The sequence below is a fragment of the Olivibacter sp. SA151 genome, assembly GCF_054130995.1.
This window is the reverse complement of the sequence record NZ_CP096391.1, coordinates 44005-66092: the sequence shown is the minus strand read 5'-3', so window position 1 is coordinate 66092 and position 22088 is coordinate 44005. Positions and strand designations below refer to the sequence as shown.

Genomic DNA, 22088 nt, shown 5'->3' with positions numbered 1-22088 from the left:
TTTTTTATGTTTATATAATAAAGCAAAGATACTAGATATGAACCGGATGGGCAATACAGCTATTTCAACATAATGTCAGATTATATACTCGGGGACAAGCAGGTAGTTACTTCTCCGAATCTATCTTTTTCTGATCTGACCTTGCTTTAAATTCTGCTTCTACTTTTGCCTGGAATGCTTCAGAACGCCGTGCTAATGCAGCTGCTTTTTTTACAAGCGCTTCCTGCTTTGCTTTAAATTCAGGTGTTTCAAATTGCTTTTGAAAAACTTCAGCCCGCTTGCTTAAATCGTTCGACCTCTTTTCGAGGGCTTCTCTTTTTGCCTTTACTTCGGGGCTATTCATTTTCTCTTCAATTTGTTTAGAAAGGTCTTCCAGTTTCCTGCTCTTCTCTTCCATTTCCTTTTCTTTCTGCTTCCACTCATTTGATTTAAAATAGGTGGAATCGTGGCCCCCTATCGCACGAAGCCCCATCTCTTGTGCTTGTTCTTGTACATCTTTCATAGCTGCTTTCCACTCAGGAGAGTTAAAAAGCTCGGTCGTGCTCAGCTGCGCTAGTTCCGCTGCATTTTGGCTCAGATCTTTTTGAAAAGTCATCCATTCGGGCGTCTCAAATTGCTTCGCTACTACTTCCCCTATTTCTTTGCCATTAGCTTCAATCTCTCGCTGCAAGGTTTTCCACTCAGGAGAAGAGAATAACTTTACCACACTTTCGGTTACTTTTAATTCGTCCAAGGTATCTGGTTTCGATGGGGGTGCCAAGGGTGCTGTCGGTGCAAGAGGCGCTAAGGGAGGAAGAGGCTCCAATGTTTCCGCAGAAGGACGACGAGGAATAATGGGCAAAGGCGGTGCAGGACGATCTGCTTCTGCCAATACAGGAGGCTTAGGCGGATGCGGTACAGTGTCATTAGCGGGACTGACCCAGGCCAAGCCTAAGGCTCCTGCAATTAAAAGTGCCATTGCGCTCAATTTATGGCGTATATTTAATGTTGTAGTTTTCATAATGGTTATTCTTTTAATTCGTTGAAGAAGATGTTCTTTATTGTTAAAGGCCCCTAAAGCTAGAGACGGTGAATTTTTCGTGCGAGCACTTTCAAGAGATAGCAGGGCATAAGCATATACCATAGCATCTCCTCCGTAATTAAGCACTTCGTCATCGCAGGTATATTCTCTCTCCTTTTCGAGCATTCTACATAATATTCGTACAAAAGGATTAAAGAACAAAATTGCTTCAACCAAACATTTTAACATGTTAAGCACATAATCATTTCTACGGATATGACTAAGCTCATGAATGAGTATGGTTTCTACTTGTTTAAGGTCAAGAGCTGATAATGCCGCTATTGGAAATAAAATAAGGGGCTTGAAATATCCAATAACTGTTGGAATCTCTACCTTTGCGGAAAGGTAAAAACCAACCTTTTTCCGTATACCCATCGTTTCATTGAGGCGGGTAAATATCCTTTCCCAAGGTTCCGGGACACCCCCTTTCTCTGCCCTTCTTAATTGGATAATCCCCAAGTACCCAACCATTAAAACCGTGAATTGTATACACACCCCTAGTATATAGAAAAGGCTCATATACGGAAAGTAGCGTTCTAATATCAATAAACTATCGCTATTTCCATTGGCCACCGAAACAGCGATTCCTTCTAATGAAACCGGGAGCTGCGTCTTACCAATTGCTGTAGAGCCGGGCAGGTAACTGATGAAGGTTCCAATGAAAGCAAACAGCAATACACCTAAAAAGGTAAATAAGAGATTTACTTTTTCCTTTGCTGATAAATAAAAAACAGACACCAACACATACGCCATCCCCGCTAATAAGGCGCCTTGCCACAACGAGTGCAGCAGACTCCAACCAAGTGCATAAATTAAGGGTGCTAAATTCATTTTCTTTATTTTTTATTTTCCAAATCGTTTAACAACTGCCGTATTTTCGCTAACTCGGAATTGCTCGCACGATGGTTTCCAAGCGCCTGCATAACCAAACGTGTTGCAGAGCCATCAAATAAATCCTTTATAAATTTATTGACCAACTGTTGTTCCGCAACATCCCTGCTTACCGCAGCCCGATAAACGTGAGTCTTATTACTTTCATCGCGTGCCACCAGTCCTTTCGTATGCATAATTTGCATAAATTTTAAAATAGTGGTATATCCGACATCTTTATCGGAAGCAAATTGTTCATGCACCTGCCTAACGGTACAATCGCCCCGCTCCCACAAAATCTTTAAGATTTCCAATTCACTTTCCGTTGGTTTTATCGTTTTCATTAGCCTCCTGGTTTTCGCTCGCAATCGTTGTCTATAATATATACTTTATCATTACGAAGTATTTCGTAGGTAAATATACGAAGAGTTTCGTATATCCAAAATTATTTAGGATATTTTAACAGATTGCGCTCACTTTTCCTGTCGTCTTGATGCGTACCTTTATTTTGATAGCCATAAAGCGTATATGTAATATTACCTATTGCCAACACAATTCCTCCTAAATAGTTAGTAACTTTGCAGAATATTAAACATAGAAATGCATGCTCCATAGAGGAGTTTTGTCAGATCATTAACAATTTATATCAATAAACTATGTCATCAGTAGAGACAACGTATGTGCCCTATAAGGTTAAAGATATTAGCTTAGCAGCATGGGGGCGTAAAGAAATCGAATTAGCAGAAGCCGAAATGCCCGGTTTAATGGCTCTGCGTGAAGAATACGGAGCATCAAAACCTTTAGCGGGCGCTCGTATCGCCGGTTGTTTACACATGACGATCCAGACCGCTGTTTTAATCGAAACGCTAGTTGCTTTAGGAGCGGAAGTCAGTTGGTCATCCTGCAATATCTTTTCCACACAAGATCATGCCGCCGCCGCTATTGCTGCCGCAGGTATTTCAGTATATGCATGGAAAGGCTTAACGGCCGAAGAGTTCGATTGGTGTATTGAGCAAACGTTGTTCTTTGGTGAAGAGCGAAAACCGCTCAATATGATATTGGACGATGGTGGGGATCTTACCAATATGGTATTCGATAAATACCCGGAATTAATCAAAGGTATCAGAGGTTTATCGGAAGAAACGACTACCGGGGTACATCGCTTATACGAGCGCATGAAAAAGGGAACGCTTCATTTACCGGCTATCAATGTGAATGATTCGGTGACCAAATCGAAATTCGACAATAAATATGGATGTCGTGAATCTTTAGTTGACGCAATCCGGAGAGCTACTGACTTGATGTTGGCAGGAAAAGTCGCTGTTGTTGCGGGCTATGGTGATGTGGGCAAGGGATCTGCAGAATCATTGAGCAGCGCAGGTGTACGGGTTATTGTAACTGAAATAGATCCAATCTGTGCTTTGCAGGCCGCAATGGAAGGTTATGAAGTAAAAAAATTCGCGAACGCCGTTAAAGAGGCGGATATTATTGTTACTACCACCGGTAATAAAGATATTGTTCGCGCAGAACACTTTCCGCTAATGAAGGATAAAGCAGTTGTATGTAATATCGGACATTTTGATAACGAAATTGATGTTGCTTGGTTAAATAAGAACTATGGTCACACCAAGATCGAAATAAAGCCACAGGTTGATAAATATACGATTGGCGGAAAAGACATTATTCTCTTGGCAGAGGGCAGATTGGTTAACTTAGGTTGCGCAACGGGCCATCCTTCGTTTGTGATGAGTAACTCATTCACCAATCAGACGCTCGCACAAATTGAACTGTGGACGAATACGGCTCAATATGAAAACAAGGTTTACACCTTGCCCAAACATTTGGATGAAAAAGTTGCCCGCCTACATTTAGCTAAAATCGGTGTAGAGTTGGATGAACTTAACGAAGAACAGGCCGCCTATATCGGTGTATCGGTGGAAGGTCCCTATAAGCCAGATCATTATAGATATTAAGTAAAAAAGGAGCTGAGCTCCTTTTTTACTTTTCTCCTTTTAGTATATCATAAACATTTGCCAAGTAGGCAGATTCCGTTAATACTTCTTTTATATCTTCCCACTCGTCTTCTGTAAATGCTAGGCTAATTTCGTCTGCGGCAGAATGCATCAGTAACCGATGTTCTCCATCAGGGAAACAGATCGAACGTTGTTGAAATACGTACTTTTTAATGTGCGCCAAAAATAAATAAAACTCTTGCTGTTTAAAATTCAACAGAACGTTGTTATGCCAAATAAAAAACATACCACATTCGGTACACTGACTAACCGTTGTTCTGTTTGATTGACATAATATTCTCGTGTTACACATATATTTGGCTTATTGTGCCTGCTTTAGCCATGCCTTAAGCATGGCTAAACAGGACTTTTCGACATATTCAAACTGTTCTCGTTCTTTTGAATACACAAATATATGTTTATTTTTAATCATTCTAAATAACAATTAGCTTGTGACATTGAGATTACAAATCTGGGCTGTAGAAGTAGAAGAGCGTTTTAGCTCGTAGCCTTGTATTTGAAAGCAACATTCTCTATGTTTGTCTAATAGTCTATTATATCATGACAAAGCTTTCAGTTAATATAAATAAAGTAGCTACCTTGCGGAACAGCCGTGGGGGCAACAATCCCAATGTACTACAAGTAGCGCTGGATTGCGAAAAATTTGGTGCACAGGGAATCACCGTGCATCCTCGCCCCGACGAAAGGCATATACGCTATCAGGATGTTTATGATCTAAAGGCCGCTATTACAACAGAGTTTAATATTGAAGGAAATTGTAGGGAGAAAAAATTTGTTGACTTGGTGCTCGCCAATAAGCCAACCCAGGTAACACTCGTTCCTGACGAACAGGGACAAATAACCTCTAATCACGGATGGGATACGATAGCCAATCAATCTTACCTGAAAGAGATGTCAGCACTCTTTAAAGACGCTGGGATACGGGTTTCGATCTTTGTAGATCCGGATCCCAAAATGGTAGAAGCAGCAGCGAGTACCGGTACAGACCGTATTGAATTATATACAGAAGCTTACGCTACCAATTATTACAAAAATCCCGCGGAGGCCGTTCAACCTTATGCGGAGGCAGCGAAGCTCGCACATGAATTGGGTTTAGGACTAAATGCCGGGCATGACCTCGATTTGCATAATCTGCAATACTTTCGCAGCCAAATTCCGCACCTCTTGGAAGTAAGCATCGGACATGCTCTTATAGCAGATGCGCTCTATCTAGGTTTGGAAGAAACCATTAAGCGCTATAGAGCCCAATTGAGCTAGAAAGGTATAAGGCAGAAGGTTTAAGGAAATACCCTACACCGTAAAGCCTTATACCTTACCACCTTTCTTAGTATTGTTCCAAGGCAGAGAAAAAGAAACTTCCCTCAATAGCTGCATTTTCATCTGAATCAGATCCATGTACCGCATTTGCCTCGATGGATTTAGCATATTTATTTCGAATGGTTCCGGCCTCCGCTTTACTTGGATCAGTTGCACCAATCAATTTCCGAAAATCTTCCACGGCATTCTCTTTCTCCAAAATAGCTGCTACGATGGGCCCGGAACTCATAAAAGCCACCAAATCTTTGTAAAAAGGGCGTTCTTTATGTACGGCATAAAAAGCGCCTGCAGTTCCACCTGTTAAGTGCGTATACTTCATTGCAACAATCTTGAACCCTGCTTCGACAATGTCGTTTAAAATTGCCCCGATATAGCCATTGTTAACTGCATCGGGTTTGATCATGGTAAAAGTTCTATTAGTAGCCATCTATTTAAATTCTAATTTTTGCAAAAATAAGCTTTTATGTCCACTTTGTTTCCTTATTTCAAATATTGTCCATATATATGTAAGTACGAATTTTTCTTTTGAATATCTAAGAAAAAAATTAATAGCTTTGCAATCTTTAAAACACTGCATGTTAACGATTACCACGCTGAAACAAATATTAGCCGAACCCAAAAGTATAGTTATAACAACTCACTATAAGCCTGATGGAGACGCTTTAGGATCGTCTTTGGCTATGTTGTTGTGGCTAAAAGCCCATGGACATCAAGCGCGCCTAATTGTACCATCAGATTATCCATCCTTCTTAGCATGGATGCCCCACCAGGAAGAGGCAATCATTTATACAGAAAACAAAGCACTCGCAGATAAGCTGATCGCAGAGTCTGATTTAATTTTTTGCTTGGATTTTAACGGTCTTGCGCGTACACATGACATGCAGCCCATTTTGAGTACAAGCCAAGCCATAAAAGTGATGATTGATCATCATTTGGATCCGGAAGGCTTTGACCAATTCAGACATTGGAACCCCGAATCAGCCGCAACGGCTTACCTAGTATATGATTTTATTGTTAATCTGCTGGATGACCGATCGTCGATCACACCGGAAATTGCAACTTGCTTGTATACCGGTATTATGACTGATACAGGTTCCTTTCGTTTCCAATCTACTACCGTAGAAGTGCACTTGGCGATAGCCGACCTGATTTCTTTGGGCGCAAAGAACGCCGAAATACATGAGCGGGTATACAATAGCTCTTCAGAAAATAGATTGAAGTTTTTAGGCTTTTGTTTACTCAATCGCTTGGTGGTACTCCATGAATACAATACCGCCTATTTCGCCATAACAAAAGAGGATTTAACCCGTTTTAATATCGTCACAGGCGATACAGAGGGTTTGGTCAATTACGCCCTGTCCATTAGTGGCATAAAGCTCGCCGCCCTTATCATTGATCGTACCTATCAAATCAAATTATCCCTACGTTCTGTTGGGACCTTTCCTGCAAACGAAATTTGTGCTAAATATTTCAACGGTGGAGGGCATCGCAATGCGGCCGGCGGTCATGATGATCATCCTTTAGAGCGGGTGGTTGAAAAATTTAAAGCAGTTCTTCCCGCTTATAAGGAACAACTTATGGATAATTAACAATATGTACAGAACTATACAGAAAATTTAAAAACAGTAAAAGAAAGCAAATAATGAAAAGAACATCCCTTATTTTAGGTTTGGCAGCTTTAACAGGATTGGGAGCTACGTCATGCCAAAGTTTCAAAGACGGTGCAGGTGGCATGCAATATAAAATTGTAAAAGAAGAGGGAAAAACTAAAATCAAAGAAGGTGATTTTATTTCCCTTGGTGCAGTAATCTCTACCGAAAACGACTCGGTTCTCAATAGCAGCTATGAAATGGAGCAACCTTTCTATTTGGCAGCACAGAAATCTATGTATCCCGGCGACATCTTCACGGCTTTATCCATGTTGGGAGAAGGAGATAGTGCCGTGTTCAGATTGAATATTGATACCATGGTAGCAAAAACGGGCCAACCTCGTCCTCCATTTAAAGGACAATACATTGTACATACGTTCAAGATCAACAAAGTCATCCCTAAAGGAACGCTTACAGACAGTGTCTTCAACCAGGAGGTAGAAAAATATATTGCCCAAGATCGCGAAAAAGCAAAGAACGCGGAAGCAGGAAAGATCGAAAACTATATTAAGAAAAACGATCTTGAAGTCAAGACGACAAGCTCGGGCCTCAAATACTCGATCGAAAAAGAAGGGACCGGTAACAAACCAAATGTAGGCGATACCGTTGTCGTACATTATACCGGTAAGTTTTTGGGCGGAAAGATCTTCGATTCAAGCGTTAAAGAGGACGCAAAAAAAGGAAACGTATACAATCAAATGCGCGAACCATACGATCCGATTCGTATTCCGATCGGTGTAGGAGCCGTTGTTCCGGGCTGGGATGAAGGATTAGCTTTATTATCTAAAGGTGCTAAAGCAACCTTGGTCTTGCCTTCAAAATTGGCTTATGGTGAGCATGGAAGCATGGGTATTCAACCTTACACGCCCCTGGCTTTCACCGTAGAAATTGTTGACATCGTTCCACAAAAAGCAAAACCGGCACCAACTGCCGCAGCACCGGACACACCCGCAACTGCTAAAAAATAATGATAAAGCCCGTCGCATTTCGATGGGCTTTTTTGTTTTTGTTCGGCTCATGACTGACCGTCTTTAAGTTTTTTTATATAAGTTTGCCCATATGCAACTTACCGACACCCATACGCATATTTACTATAATGAAGGAAGCGCATTAGAGGAACAGATCGTGCGTTGTAGGGAGAACAGCATTACCCGTTTATTTCTACCCAACGTGGATAATGAATCGATCGAAAAAGTTTTTCATGTAACAGATACGTACCCTGATATGTGTTATCCAATGTTGGGACTACATCCATGTAGTGTCAAGGATGACTTCAAGGAGGAGTTGGCTCTGATTGAAAAAGCACTATTAGCAAAATCAGTGGTAGCAATCGGTGAAATAGGCCTTGATCTTTATTGGGACAAATCAACACTTCCACAACAGCAAGAAGCTTTCCGAATACAGGTCGCTTGGGCAAAAGAACGTGGTCTCCCCATCGTTATTCATTGCCGTGAAGCCTTTGACGAGCAATTCGCTTTACTGGAAGAACTGAAGGACGACAAATTATACGGGATCTTCCATTGCTTTACCGGCAGCTTGGAGCAAGCACAACATGCTATCTCCCTTGGCTTCTATTTAGGCATTGGGGGAGTTGTTACCTTTAAAAATGCGGGTCTCGATAAAGTAGTTGAACAGATAGACTTGAAGCATATCGTCCTCGAAACAGATGCGCCCTATTTGGCGCCCGTTCCCTTTCGCGGAAAACCAAATGAGAGTAGTTATCTTATCCACGTAGCACAGAAAGTTGCCGATTTACACGGCATAGCGATAGAGGAAGTAGCAAATATGACCACTCAAAACGCACTGCATGTTTTTGGAATGTAACTATTTCACTGCTACAAATAGGTCTGATGGACGAGGAGAACCATACGCATTATATTGCATATACTTGTGTCCAAAGGAGCTCCAAAACGAATACTTGTGAAAAAAGACGATTTTATCTAAGTTTACAATGCCTTGAACCTGGGCAAAACGAGCTCTGTTAAGAGATGCAACGCTAATTTACATGAACAATATACTGATATTATACACTGGGGGAACAATAGGAATGGTTACTGATGAGACATCAGGAAGCTTTGTTCCTTTCAACTTCGAATTGATACATAAAAATGTACCTGAACTAAGTCGCCTAAACTATAACCTGTCTATTCACTCTTTTGATCCTATCATCGACTCGTCCAACATGCAACCGGCCATATGGGTGCAAATGGCGGAGCTTATTAAAGATAACTATGACTTATATGATGGCTTTGTAATCTTACATGGTTCGGATACGATGGCATTTTCTGCTTCCGCTTTAAGTTTTATGCTGGAAGGTTTGCAAAAACCGGTGATTTTTTCGGGTTCTCAGTTACCTATCGGCGAAATTAGAACCGATGCCCGCGAAAATTTGATTACAGCGCTGGAAATCGCTTCAGCGAAAAAGCATGGACGCTCCCTAATACAAGAAGTGTGCATCTATTTTGATAGTAAATTGTTTCGCGGGAATCGCTCCTTTAAATATAATTCGGCGAAATTCGAAGCTTTCCGGTCGCCAAACTACCCGGTTTTAGTCGAGGCAGGCGTGCACTTGAAATACAATCGCCCCGCATTGATGAATAATACCGGTAAAGATTTTATTTTACATACCAGGATAGACAATTCGATATCAGTCCTCAAGTTATATCCGGGTATCAGTAAAGAAGTTGTTAAGGCCGTGCTGGAATCCAATGCACGTTCCGTTATTATGGAAACCTTTGGCTCCGGCAATACCACAACGGCTACTTGGTTTCTGGATATGCTTAGAGCAGCTATTCGCGATGGGAAGAATATTGTTAATATTTCACAATGTAAGGTAGGTTCTGTTGAATTAGGCCGATATGAAACCAGTCAATGGCTAAAGGAAATGGGCGTACTCAGTGGTTTTGATATGACTTTCGAAGCGGCTGTGACCAAACTGATGTACCTTCAGGGCGAGTTTGAAAGCCAAAGTGAAGTGGCTCGGTGGGTAGAAGTGAATATCAGAGGAGAATTGACAGACTAATTTATGCATTGAGTGGAGAAATGGAGAAAATAGTTGAGTAGGGAAATTGTTAAAGGACGACTTAACTACTCAACTACTTAACGACTCAACTACTTAAGCAACTACTCAACATTCCCCTCCAGGGCTAATAAGAACGCGTAATTCAAGGCAATATCTTTCAGATAATCAAATCTACCGGAAGCGCCTCCATGTCCAAAGTCCATCTCTGTTTTTAGTAATAATACGTTTTTATCCGTTTTCGTAGCCCGTAACTTTGCTACCCATTTTGCCGGTTCAAAATACTGAACCTGGCTATCGTGCAAGCCCGTGGTTACTAACATATTTGGATAAGCCTTTGCTTCTATGTTTTCGTAAGGCGAATAACTTTTCATATAAAAATAGGCCTCTTTATTCTTTGGATTTCCCCACTCATCAAACTCATTCGTAGTGAGCGGTATTGTTTCATCTAACATGGTGTTTACCACATCTACGAAAGGCACTTGCGCAATAATACCATTCCACAAATCCGGCGCCATGTTCATTACAGCCCCCATTAACAGCCCGCCGGCACTTCCTCCCTGCGCATATAGATGTTCTTTGCTTGTGTACTGTTTATTAATAAGATATTTCCCGCAGCTAATAAAATCAGTGAAGGTATTTTTCTTTTTCATCATCTTCCCGTCTTCATACCATTGTCTTCCCATTTCTTGTCCCCCTCTAATATGAGCGATCGCAAAGACGAACCCTCGATCCAACAGACTCAAACGGGGGCTGCTAAAAGTTGGATCCATCGATGCCCCATAAGAGCCATATCCGTAAAGCAATAAAGGGGCGCTGCCATTCCGTTCAAATCCCTTCTTGTAAACCAATGATATGGGAATGCGAACGCCGTCTTCTGCCTTTGCATAAAGTCGCTCGGTTACGTAAGCTTTCGGATCATAGCCTCCCAGTACCTCTTGCTGTTTTAAAAGCGTTTTTTTCTTCTCTACCATATCATAGTCGAATGTGGAAGAGGGAGTCGTCAGTGAGGTATATCCATAACGAACGATCGACGTATTATATTCCACATTTGCCTGTGTGTAGGCGGTATAGGCTGCCTCGCCGAAATCCAGGTAATGTTCTTCCCCGTTCCGCAGGCTCCTAATATTCAACTGCGTTAATCCATCCTTTCGCTCGGAAACGACTATAAAGTCCTTAAACTCGTCTATGCCCTCCAAAAGCACGTCCTTGCGATGCGGAATAACTTCTTTCCAATGTTCAATATCCGTCTTATCCAAGGGACACTCCATCACTTTGAAATTCAACGCGTCTCTATTAGTCAAGATTAAAAATCGGTCCTCTAAGGCAGTCACTTCATACAACACATCCTTCATTCGAGGCTGGAACACTTTAAATAAATCGCTTGGTTTATCCGCAGAGATAAATCTGGTTTCCGAACTGGTTGTTGCCCCGGAGTAGATATAAATAAACTTGCCCGATTTAGCTCTGGCTACGCCTATGTAATTACTATTATCTTTCTCTTCATAAACAACCGGGTCCATACGCACATCGGTACCAAGCTCGTGTTTTTTTATCTTTTCAGTTAACAATGTCACCGGATTCTTCGCCGTATAAAAGAAGGTTTTGTTATCATTTGCCCACGCAACGGCACCGGTGGTTCCTTTAATCTCCTCCGTATAAAGTGCCCCGGTTTCCAGATTTTTAATAAATATTGTGTATTCTCTACGAGATACGGTGTCTACACCGAAAGCCATTAATTTATTGTCAGGGCTGATACTGAAGCCGGTTGCACTGAAGTAAGGGTGTCCTTCTGCCATTTTATCAACATCCAATAAAATCTCTTCTGTTGCATCGAGCGATCCCTTTTTTCTGCAATACTTAAAGTATTGTTTGCCGTCTTCCGTTCTAGTATAATAAAAATACCCGTTTTTAAAATAAGGTACAGACTCATCCTTCTCTTTTATGCGGGCTCGCATTTCTTTGAATAAGGTTTCCTGAAATTCTTTAGTACCCGACATCATGGTGTCGAGATAGGCATTTTCAGTATTCAAGTAATCGATTACTTTCGTGCTATCAGGTCCTTTTTTAAAGTAATCAATCATCCAATAATAATTATCTACTACCGTATCGCCATGGATTGTTCTTTCGTGGGGAATCTTCTCTGCAACCGGTGCCTTTAAATCGGGCCACCGATATCCTTGTGTTTCTTGATTTTTCTCTCCGCAGGAGGCTAAAAGTGTTAATAATATCATGGGTATATGTTTCATGTTGGACAACGGAACTTATCAGTACTAAGATAAACATTTTGAAACGATCTGTACCAGGTAAATAAAATAGGGCGCTACCCTTGCCTCGCTTCATTCAAAGACTTATATTCAGCGCTAAATTAACGTTCACAATGATAAATAAAACCTTTATCCTTTCACTTTTCTTGCTATATGGTCTCTATTCCTTATCGCATGCCCAAGAAAAACTCTATAGTGAAGCTCAAGGGAAGTATGTTCTGAGTGTAGCCGGTGCCTCCCACCTAGCTAAGCTACCGCTGAAATGTATGCAGCAAGAATTTCCTTACAAAACGAGTGTCACTTTTTCGGACACCTCCTTAATAACAAGGCCCAGAAATTACCATCCGGCATTTTATGGTTGCTTCGATTGGCATAGCAGTGTACACGGTCATTGGATGTTGGTAAGATTGCTCAAACTTTTCCCTCATCTCCCGGAGGCAGCAGAGATTCGAACTAAACTTCGTACCAACCTAAGTGCCGACAATATATTAACGGAAGTCGAAATTTTTAAAGATGAGCAGCAGCGGGGCTTTGAAAGGACCTATGGATGGGCATGGCTCCTACAGCTGCAAAAAGAGCTGTTATCGTGGAACGATCCTTTAGGAAAAGAACTAAGTAAAAACCTTGAGCCCTTGGCACAGCAACTCGTTCGCTTGTATATAAATTACTTACCCAAGATGAATTATGCGGTACGCGTGGGTGAACATAGCAATCTGGCTTTTGGGCTGACTTTAGCTTATGACTATGGAACGGAAACAAAAAATGATTCTTTGCTTCATATTGTTCGGGAAACCGCGCTACGCTTCTACAAAAAAGACACGGGATGTCCAATCAATTACGAACCGGGTGGCTCAGATTTTCTGAGTCCTTGTTTAGAGGAGGCCGATTTAATGTGGCGTATACTCCCCGCAAAAGACTATGCTTCCTGGATCGAGCGGTTTTTACCTGATTTATTTAACGGTCCGGCAACCCTCACACCCGGAACCGTAACAGACAGAACCGATGGTAAGTTGGTGCATCTAGATGGTTTAAATTTAAGTCGCGCCTGGTGTCTATACGGTATTGCCCACCACAGTCGTAAAAACAAGGCGGCTTTAATTAATCTGGCAAAGAAACACCTTACGGCCGCTTTACCACATGTCGCTAGCGGAGATTACATGGGCGAGCATTGGCTGGCTTCTTTCGCCGTCTATGCTTTAACCATACAGTAAGAAAGTAAGGGTTTAGGGCAAGGCATTAAGGCACCGTATGCTTAAAGCCTTGCCCCTACACCGTATTCCTTACACCTTTTACCTCAAACCTTCCCGTCCTTAAAATTTTACATTAAGTCCCAATAGAACGTTCGTTCCAGCTTGCGGGAAGTAGAAATTTGATGTATAAACCGCTGTATCTCCTTGATAAATAGAACTATAGGTATAACCATTCGACTCATATTTTTCATTGAAGATATTATTAACTAATAAGGATAACCCGATATTCTTTACGCTTTTAAATTTCAATTGATAGGACAATCGTAAATTATTGACAAAAAAGGCATCTAAACTTCGATCAACATTCGAGGTATTGTCGAGGTATTGTCTTGATACATATTTAGAGATAAACGCAATTTCTCCGTTTTTTACCGGTACGAAAGCCAATTCGCTCGATCCAACGAACGAGGGTGAAAGCGCAATCGTTGTACGTTCGTAATGATTTACCTGTTGATCTGACACATTCCAATCAGCGTCATAAATATTAATGTACTCGTAAAAGTCCTTGATTTTGTTGCTACTTAAAGCACCGGTCAATGCCCAAGAGAAGGTACGGATAGGCTGCCATTTTACATCGGCTTCCAATCCCAGGCGATAGCTATCGGGGACATTCATGCGTGTTTGGGCGCCAACATCGTTAATCTGTCCTGTTAGAATAAGCTGATTCTTATATAGCATCGCATAGCCATTGATTCCCATATTAACGTGAGCGGTTGACAAGCGATAGCCCAACTCGATATCTTGCATACGCTCTGCTTTTGGCCTACTATCCGGTGTGGAGTTTTCATAGTCATCACGCACAGGCTCTTTATTGCCAACGGCATAAGAAAGATACGCTTGGCTATTGTTGGCAAATCGATAAGTCATACCTACCTTTGGATTAAAGAAATTGAGATCCGCTTCTTGTTGCACGTTATTCAGATTTCTATCAAAACCTAGGAAAGAATAGGTGACACGCCTGTATTGCACATCTGCAAAAAGTGAAAAGTTTGCCATTTGATATTCCCCTTTTGCGAATATATTAAAGTCTGTTTTCTTGGCATCATTAAAGTAATACCGATAACGCGTATCAAATGCGCCCTTATCAATCTCATGAGCTGCACGTTCAAACAAGGGGTTTCTAGACCATGTGATGTCTCCATAATGATCTCCTTTATATTCATTATAAGCCCCGCCGAGGGTTAGATTAAGCTGGTCGCTGGCCTTATATTGCGCGGAATACGTTATCCCGTAAAAATGGTTGGACAACCACCTTTCCCGTACCAGGTCTGTTGAAGAAATAGTACTATCTCCAACCGCTACGGGGGCTAAACCATAGTCTTCGTATGCAGCGCCTGTTTTATATTCTTCGTAATAGCCACGCCCTCTCGTGTAATGTAAAGCGCCATTTAAATTAAGTTTATCCGATACACTCGTAGAGTATAAAAGTTGGTAATGATCCTGCTGATAATTGTCGTTTTGATTTTTATATAAGAAAGAATTATAGCGACGGGGATCTGCGTTTCTTATATTCTCTGCATCTTCTCCAATTAACCCATTTGCTGATATATAGGCCTCTATATCAGCGGCCGTTCCAAAAAGCTTTTCTTCAGGCACACCGTTCCACGCTTGATAGGTTTTTTCCTTCCCGGAAAAGACATTGGCTCTTAACAAGCTTTTTTTTCCATACCAAGCACCGCTTAAAAAGAAAGACTTAAGATCAGACGCACCACGATCAACGAAACCGTCCGACTTAATGCGAGACAGACGACCATCAAAAGTGAACTTATTATTGATTAGCCCGGTACCAATTCGCACGGTATTTTTCCAGGTATTGAATGATCCGTAAGAGTTATCCAATTCGGCATAGGATGTATCAACCCGTGTATTCGTTTGTATATTGACACTGGCACCGAAGGCGCCCGCTCCATTCGTAGAAGAACCAACACCACGCTGAATCTGTATATTGTCCACAGAGGACGCAAAGTCGGGAAGATTCACAAAAAAAGACCCCATACTTTCTGCATCATTATAAGGAATTCCATTGACCGTCACATTTACCCGCGTAGGGTCGCTTCCTCGGATACGCATTCCTGTATAACCAACGCCTGCACCCGCATCTGAATAAGTGACAACACCGGGTGTTTGATCAAGCAAGTAAGGTAAATCTTGCCCTAAATTATTCTTTGCGATATCCTGACGGTTAAGATTCTTATACGTTGTTGCCGCATTTGCATTAGCTCGAGTGGCATTAACAATAACTTCATCGGCTATAAACTCCTGTTGGCTCAATGATACAATAAATTCTTCAGTCGATGGTAAAACCAATTTCTTTTCAACGGGCTTATAACCAACATAACTTATACGGATCGTATAGCTTCCGTCTTTTAGATTCTTAAACAAGATATTACCTTGCCGGTTGGTTTGCCCGTTTGCTAAAGACCCTACTACAGAAACACTGGCACCACCAAGTGGTTTGTTTTCGTCTTTATCGACTACTTTCACGGATAGATTGGTCTGCGCCCATAAGAACATCGGACTAAATGCGGCCAAGATAAAAAGCAAGCCTCTCTTTTTCACAATATACATATATTTTTAATTCGCCTTACCGTTGATAGGGGTTACAACAGTTAATTACTACACTTAAATAAAATATAACCTCATTTGGTAATTCTTCCCTCCCTACGCCGGCATTATCCGGATCAGGTGTTCAGAAAAGTACAGCTTGTCGCTTCCTTTTTCTGATGGGTATAATCTCAGCCCTGATTTGTGTTTTAAAAAAACAAGGCACCCCTTTAGTGATGTACGGGCAAATTTACGAATTATTTTTTTGCTTTCACCAATCTGAATTTAGTCCCAGGAATTACCTTCAGTGAACTTAATATATGTTCTTTATGCTTGACCATAAAGAACCAAACAATCAAGGCTGCACATCCTTCGCTAAAGATTTAGGTTCATCGCTCAAATCATGTGGAGCCGCCCCTCCCTTCAATCCACGCTTCGCTTTTCACATGATTTTTTTGCCTTGGCTATCCTAAATCTTCTTAACGCTCACGCTGTGAGGCCGTTCTTTCCGGCCCATCGAGGCCCCTTGCAAAACCGTTCCGAAGTGCTTACATGGCCTTGGAGGATATCGACGCAACGAGCAGCAAAGCATTTGTACATATGTTCATATTGTAATACCCAAGCGGATTGAAGAAGTGAAACGGCTCCAATACGCGCCAGTGATGCTTTGCCATCAGGTGCAAGGTAGCATCCATAGCCTTGATCTTTGCGTCGGTTTGGATTAAGTGGCTGTTGCACAACTCACAAGCGTTGATAACTTGTTTTAATAAAATCCTTGAATAGTAGTAAATTAGGTCATGCAAGGAAGAAAGACCTATCAAGAGAAACTGTTCATCCAATTTCAACTTTCGGACTATGTTCCGGTGGATAATTTTTATCGGCGGCTAAAAGAGACTTTGGATTTTGAGTTTCTGTACGCGACTACATCTAAATACTATGGCAGTGAAGGTCAGAAAAGCATTGATCCGGTTGTTTTCATGAAACTGGTCTTGGTAGGTTATCTGGAGAACCTTAACAGCGACAGGCGTATCATCAGCGCTGCGGGAATGCGGATGGACATTCTTTATTTTCTTGGATATGACCTTGGCGAGGAACTGCCGTGGCATTCCACGCTGAGCCGTACCCGTCAGCTGTACGGTCAGGAGGTGTTCTGCGAGCTCTTCAGGCGGGTGCTAGGCCAGTGCATTGAAAAAGGAATGGTGTCGGGTAAGCGGCAGGCTGTTGACGGCGTCTATATCAAAGCCAATGCCTCATTGGACAGTATGGTGCAGAAGGATATACTCGAAGATGCGGAGAATTATGCAAGGGAGCTGAAAGAGAATGAAGAAAGCCCATCTCCCCGCAGCGTGGAAATGAAAAAGACAAAGGATCGTCACTACCCTTTGCTCAGACCAAAAAAGAACCCGCATAACGATACGCATATCAGTCCTTCCGATCCCGATGCAAAAATGTCGGTAAAAAAAGGGAAAGCAATGGCGCTGAACTATCTGGGGCAGGTCTGTGTGGATACGGCATCCCATATGATTACCCACATACAGGCCTTTACAGCAGACAGGAAAGACAGCATGTGCCTGCCTGTTCTGTTGCCACAGCTGGTGGATAACCTGGAAGAACAGGGCTTAAATATGGAGGAGCTTCTGGCTGATACGGGATATAGCAGCGGAGAGGCCCTGAAAGCTTTGGAAGACAATAATATCATAGGATATATACCCAACAGGCCGCAGTTTATATACGAAAGGGTCGGTTTCACCTATGATCACGATGGAGATTATTACATCTGCCCCAACGGTAAACAGTTGACCTATAGAGGTACAGGTATGAGCCTGGGATATCTGAACAAATACTACAGGGCAAACAAAAAAGAATGCAATGTATGCCCCTTACGCGATAAGTGTACTGTGTTTAAAAATAAAAGCAGGGGTGCGTTGATACAGGAGACCGTTGACAAACCCTATTATGATAGAATGCACCTGCGTATGCAGACAAGGAAAGCTAAAATCCTGATGAAGAAACGGCAGAGCACGGTTGAGCCCGTCATCGGCACACTGGTCAACTACCTGGGAATGAAAAGGGTCAATACCAAAGGACTCGCCCAGGCCAATAAATGTCTGACTATGGCCGCAATTGCCTACAACCTTAAAAAAATGCTAAAGTTCAGCCCGAAAAAGCGGATCGACAACCTGCAAAGAATAAAATTGGCCGGAAAAAGACTTGTGCAGCTCATTTTCGATCAGTTAGACCTATTCGTTCCCGCCACCTGACCACCTGTTTTCTAACTTGGCAAAGTGCCGGAGAATGCCTGTTAAAACATGTGCCAAATCCAAATCTTTAAAATCTTAAAAAACAGGTAGTGCAACAGCCACTTAAGCCAAAGGGACAAAAAATGATTAAAATAAACGTTCTTTTAATACAACCACCACAACATACAGCAAAATATAAATCACTGATTATCTGGTTTTATCCTTATTAAGGCCTTTGTGATTCTCCGACCTTTATGCATTTTAAACGATATACTTTTAGCTTTTAACTTCTTCTCCCTTATAAGGATAAAAGACAAAATTTGCACCTTCGGGTACAATAACGAAAAGGCACATGAAATCTTCAGGCTTTTTATAGGTCTTTATAAAATGTTCCTTTCGCGATTTAAGAATGACTCCCTTCTCTACAAACTCTTCCAAGGTGGATGCTTGGATAGTCCATTGCGTGCCGAGTTCGTTTCTATCTAATATGAGTTCGCCCAGATTGACCTCATGTTGATGAGCGATAAAAATAGGATATTGAGAGAGCCCTTCCGCCATAATCTCGATAGCAACTTCCTTAATTGAATCTTTATAAAAGTTCAAATCAACGCGTAAGCTCTTTAAGGGACTATCTTTTTTCGGAGCCTGTCCATCGTCACCGGCTTGTGCGGATAATAATTCTTCTAAATTCATTTTCTTTACCGTTATAAGTTTTACGTAGTACGTTATAAGTCTTAAAACGTAGAACTTAAAGCATATTACTTCTTCAATTCCAATAAAACTACATTTTCCACATGCTGCGTATGAGGAAACATGTCAACCGGTTTAATTCGCTTTACCAGGTATTTCTCATTTAACAACGCTAAATCTCTTGCCTGCGTTGCCGCGTTACAGCTAACATATACAATTCTCGGAGCCTCCAGTTCCAGCAGCCTTGCTATCACATCCGGATGCATCCCTGCCCGCGGCGGATCGGTAATGATCAAGTCCGGTTTTCCATGGGTTGCCGTAAATTCGGGAGTCAGCACGTCTTTCATATCCCCCGCGAAAAACAAGGTATTCTCAATGCCGTTGATCGATGAATTCAATTTTGCATCTTCAATAGCCGATGGTACATATTCTATTCCGATTACCTGTTTAACATCCAATGCAACGAAATTGGCGATGGTTCCGGCACCTGTGTATAAATCGTATACCAATTCATGGCCCTTTAAGTTCGCAAACTCTTTGGTTATACGATAAAGCTCATATGCCTGTTCTGAATTTGTCTGGTAAAAAGATTTAGCTCCGATTTTAAACCGTAATCGCACGGAACGGTTCGGTAAGGACATTTCTTCAAAAATATGGTCTTTTCCCGCGTAGGTAATAATCTCCTGGTCGAAAATCGTATCGTTTTTTTTCTGATTAATGATATACTGCAAGGAGCTAATCTCCGGAAACCGTTCCTTCAAAAATTCCATTACTTGCACAATTTGTTCTTGCGTCGGGTAAGCAAAAACCACCACAACCATTAAGTCGCCCGTAGTTGAGGTACGAATCATCAGATTCCGGAGCGCTCCCTCATGATTTCGAAGATCATAATAGCTGATCCCCTTTTCGATTGTTAACTGTTTAAGTTCATTTCTAATGGCGTTAGACGGATCTTTCTGCAAATAGCAATGTTCTATTCCCAGAATTTTGTCGAATCGTAGCGGAACATGAAAACCTAAAGCACTCATCTCGTGTTCCTTTCCGCTTGCGATATCTTCCGTCGTTAACCAGCGCTTATTTGAAAAAGTATACTCCAGTTTGTTTCTGTAGTATACCGTATTAGCCGAGGGCAAAATTTCTTCCATAGAGGAGGTGTCTATCTTGCCTATTCGGCTTAAAGCATTATCGACACTCTTTTGTTTATACACTAGTTGTGCCCTATAGTCCATATGTTGCCACTTGCAACCACCGCACACTCCGAAATGCGCACAGAAAGCGTCGAGTCTATGTTTTGAAGCCTGTTTGACCTTTGTGATCTTCGCCTCTGCAAAATTTTTCTTTTTACGGATAAGCTCAACATCAACTACATCTCCGGGAATCGCTTTTTCTATAAAAATTACTAAGTCATCGGTCTTCCCAACACCCTTTCCTTCTTCCGCTATGTCGATAACTTCAATATTCTCGAGCAGCTTTTTGTCCTGTGGAATCTTTTTTTTCATGAGGATGCAAAATTAGGTAAAATGCTCGTTATTCGCGAACGGAAATATGAAGCGGGTCTCTTAAAGATACTTCATCGTTTTTATTAACGACAGAAGAAAAAACGCTTGAAGAGGAAGAAGAATCCCTTCTTTTTTACCGCGCTTTTATCGAAGCGACTTTCTATCATCATCGAAAAATGAAGGAGCTCACGGCGCATAGAAATGAATTTTGATATAAATGTATGTTTTTTATACCAAAAACCAAAACGGTTCTCCGGCTTAGTGCATGGGTAAAACCGCGGGTGATGTTTAATCGAGCGACGGAAAAGAAATACCTTTTATTTTTCGAAATAGTTCTACTGCGTATAAATCTGTCATACTGGAAACAAAATCTAATACCGATCGTATTTTTCCGTAGGTAGATCTTTCTTCCCGTTTATATTGGTTAGGAATCAGCGCGGCCACTTTCTTGTCGTAAGATGAGGCGTGGTTGAGATAAGCGGGTACAAACTCTTCCAGTAAACCGCTCATTACCTTATAACCTGCAACCTCAATTTGCACAACCGCCGGTGCGTTATAAATTTTATCAATTGAAATTCGTTCAATGGTTTTCATAACCTCTTTCAAGTGACTCGAAATATTGTCGATCAAAGAGGATTCAAAATTACCGGACAAAACTTCGTGCTCTTTTGCAAAAAAGACATGAGAACATTCCTGGATCAAGGTGCTAATAGCTTTTGCTCTTAACAAGCTCACGCGACTATCAACATCATTTATATCTGCCAGCCGCTTTTTTATATTTCCGTCATTTGTTAACGGAATCAGCAATTCTTCCACTTCGACAGCAGAGAGTATGCCTAACCGATGAGCGTCCTCAACATCAATGATATTATAGCAAATATCGTCAGCAGCCTCTACCAGATAAACCAAAGGATGACGTTTATACACTTCTTGGCAGGATTCATCTTGTTCCATACCAAGTTCTTTGGCTATTTTAATAAACGATTCTTTTTCAGGTTGAAAATATCCATATTTTTTTCGATGGAGGCCTCTTCCTTTAACGTTTCCATCAATCGCTGCACATGGATACTTTACAATTGCCGCTAAAGTACTATAGGTTAATGCAAAGCCGCCGGCTTCTTTCCCGTTAAATTGATGCGTTAAAATGCGCAATGCATTTGCGTTTCCCTCAAAGTGAGTGAGGTCTTGCCACTCAGCAGCTGTCACTTGCTCTTTATACTTCAAGCCATCTCCACTTAAAAAATAATGAGAAATAGCCGCTTCTCCCGAATGCCCAAAGGCAGGATTTCCCATATCATGTGCTAAGCAGGCGCTGGAAACGATATTTCCTATTTCTTGTAAATAAGGGTACTGTTCATCCAGCGCTGAAAACACTTCTTTCTTTTTGGTATAGAAAATTCTGCCCAGTGATCGTCCAACACTGGCGACTTCTAAACTATGTGTCAGCCGGTTATGGACAAAAACACTCCCTGGTAAAGGAAACACTTGTGTTTTGTTCTGAAGACGCCTAAAGGGCGAAGAAAAGATCAATCGATCATAATCTCGTTGGAATTCCGATCTCGCGATATCTTGATTTTTTATTTCCCGATGTTCGTATCCCCAGCGTTTTGCAGAAAGTAGTTGTTTCCAGTCCATTCTTCAAGTTTGCCA

At 41.6% G+C, this 22088-nt stretch carries 17 protein-coding genes; 8 read left to right on the top strand and 9 right to left on the bottom strand.

Features of this window, described 5'->3' with window-relative positions; translation table 11 throughout:
- Positions 1–106: 106 nt before the first annotated feature.
- Positions 107–1891 (bottom strand): M56 family metallopeptidase, encoded by a 1785-nt coding sequence (locus tag M1D52_RS00280; protein WP_437393982.1) that lies wholly within the window; start codon positions 1889–1891, stop codon positions 107–109.
- A 5-nt stretch (positions 1892–1896) separates the two neighbouring features.
- Positions 1897–2274 (bottom strand): BlaI/MecI/CopY family transcriptional regulator, encoded by a 378-nt coding sequence (locus tag M1D52_RS00275; RefSeq protein WP_013664529.1) that lies wholly within the window; start codon positions 2272–2274, stop codon positions 1897–1899.
- 312 nt (positions 2275–2586) lie between these two features.
- Between M1D52_RS00275 and ahcY the strand changes: the two genes are divergently transcribed.
- The gene (ahcY, locus tag M1D52_RS00270) at positions 2587–3903 is read left to right on the top strand and encodes an adenosylhomocysteinase (protein ID WP_437393981.1); all 1317 of its coding nucleotides are present in this window, start codon (positions 2587–2589) and stop codon (positions 3901–3903) included.
- Between the two features lie 25 nt (positions 3904–3928).
- Here the strand turns inward: ahcY and M1D52_RS00265 are convergent, their stop codons facing one another.
- Complete coding sequence (locus tag M1D52_RS00265) at positions 3929–4255, bottom strand: DUF6686 family protein (RefSeq protein WP_437361385.1); 327 nt, start codon at positions 4253–4255, stop codon at positions 3929–3931.
- Positions 4256–4503: 248 nt separating this feature from the next.
- Here M1D52_RS00265 and M1D52_RS00260 point away from each other — a divergent pair, with 248 nt between their 5' ends.
- Positions 4504–5220 carry a pyridoxine 5'-phosphate synthase gene (locus M1D52_RS00260; protein WP_013664533.1) on the top strand — a complete coding sequence of 239 codons (717 nt, stop codon included), beginning with the start codon at positions 4504–4506 and terminating at the stop codon, positions 5218–5220.
- Positions 5221–5287: 67 nt separating this feature from the next.
- Here M1D52_RS00260 and M1D52_RS00255 read toward each other — a convergent pair whose 3' ends face one another.
- A complete protein-coding gene (locus tag M1D52_RS00255) occupies positions 5288–5707 on the bottom strand; it encodes a nucleoside-diphosphate kinase (RefSeq protein ID WP_013664534.1) in 420 nt (139 codons plus the stop codon).
- 148 nt (positions 5708–5855) lie between these two features.
- Between M1D52_RS00255 and M1D52_RS00250 the strand changes: the two genes are divergently transcribed.
- The 4 genes from M1D52_RS00250 to M1D52_RS00235 all read left to right on the top strand — a co-directional run bounded on the left by M1D52_RS00250 (position 5856) and on the right by M1D52_RS00235 (position 9951).
- Positions 5856–6869: a DHH family phosphoesterase gene (locus M1D52_RS00250; RefSeq protein WP_437393980.1), complete on the top strand. Its 1014-nt coding sequence runs from the start codon at positions 5856–5858 to the stop codon at positions 6867–6869.
- Between the two features lie 53 nt (positions 6870–6922).
- Positions 6923–7897, top strand: coding sequence for an FKBP-type peptidyl-prolyl cis-trans isomerase (locus M1D52_RS00245; RefSeq protein ID WP_130854675.1), 975 nt, complete (start codon positions 6923–6925; stop codon positions 7895–7897).
- Between the two features lie 91 nt (positions 7898–7988).
- Positions 7989–8753: a TatD family hydrolase gene (locus M1D52_RS00240; RefSeq protein ID WP_437393979.1), complete on the top strand. Its 765-nt coding sequence runs from the start codon at positions 7989–7991 to the stop codon at positions 8751–8753.
- Positions 8754–8934: 181 nt separating this feature from the next.
- Entirely contained in the window at positions 8935–9951 is a 1017-nt protein-coding gene (locus tag M1D52_RS00235; protein WP_130854673.1) for an asparaginase, read from the top strand.
- 101 nt (positions 9952–10052) lie between these two features.
- Here the strand turns inward: M1D52_RS00235 and M1D52_RS00230 are convergent, their stop codons facing one another.
- A complete protein-coding gene (locus tag M1D52_RS00230) occupies positions 10053–12182 on the bottom strand; it encodes a S9 family peptidase (protein WP_437393978.1) in 2130 nt (709 codons plus the stop codon).
- A gap of 146 nt (positions 12183–12328) precedes the next feature.
- On the opposite strand from M1D52_RS00230, the gene M1D52_RS00225 reads away from it, so the two are divergent.
- Entirely contained in the window at positions 12329–13426 is a 1098-nt protein-coding gene (locus M1D52_RS00225; protein WP_437361374.1) for a DUF2891 domain-containing protein, read from the top strand.
- 99 nt (positions 13427–13525) lie between these two features.
- Here the strand turns inward: M1D52_RS00225 and M1D52_RS00220 are convergent, their stop codons facing one another.
- Positions 13526–16033 (bottom strand): TonB-dependent receptor, encoded by a 2508-nt coding sequence (locus tag M1D52_RS00220; protein WP_437393977.1) that lies wholly within the window; start codon positions 16031–16033, stop codon positions 13526–13528.
- 773 nt (positions 16034–16806) lie between these two features.
- Between M1D52_RS00220 and M1D52_RS00215 the strand changes: the two genes are divergently transcribed.
- Entirely contained in the window at positions 16807–18270 is a 1464-nt protein-coding gene (locus M1D52_RS00215; RefSeq protein WP_437394571.1) for an IS1182 family transposase, read from the top strand.
- Between the two features lie 255 nt (positions 18271–18525).
- On the opposite strand, the gene M1D52_RS00210 is transcribed toward M1D52_RS00215, so the two are convergent.
- From M1D52_RS00210 to M1D52_RS00200, 3 genes are all read right to left on the bottom strand, one after another.
- Positions 18526–18942 carry a hypothetical protein gene (locus M1D52_RS00210; RefSeq protein ID WP_013664542.1) on the bottom strand — a complete coding sequence of 139 codons (417 nt, stop codon included), beginning with the start codon at positions 18940–18942 and terminating at the stop codon, positions 18526–18528.
- A gap of 65 nt (positions 18943–19007) precedes the next feature.
- Positions 19008–20438, bottom strand: coding sequence for a 23S rRNA (uracil(1939)-C(5))-methyltransferase RlmD (rlmD, locus tag M1D52_RS00205; protein WP_437394106.1), 1431 nt, complete (start codon positions 20436–20438; stop codon positions 19008–19010).
- A 288-nt stretch (positions 20439–20726) separates the two neighbouring features.
- Positions 20727–22073 (bottom strand): deoxyguanosinetriphosphate triphosphohydrolase, encoded by a 1347-nt coding sequence (locus M1D52_RS00200; protein WP_013664544.1) that lies wholly within the window; start codon positions 22071–22073, stop codon positions 20727–20729.
- Between the last annotated feature and the right edge of the window lie 15 nt (positions 22074–22088).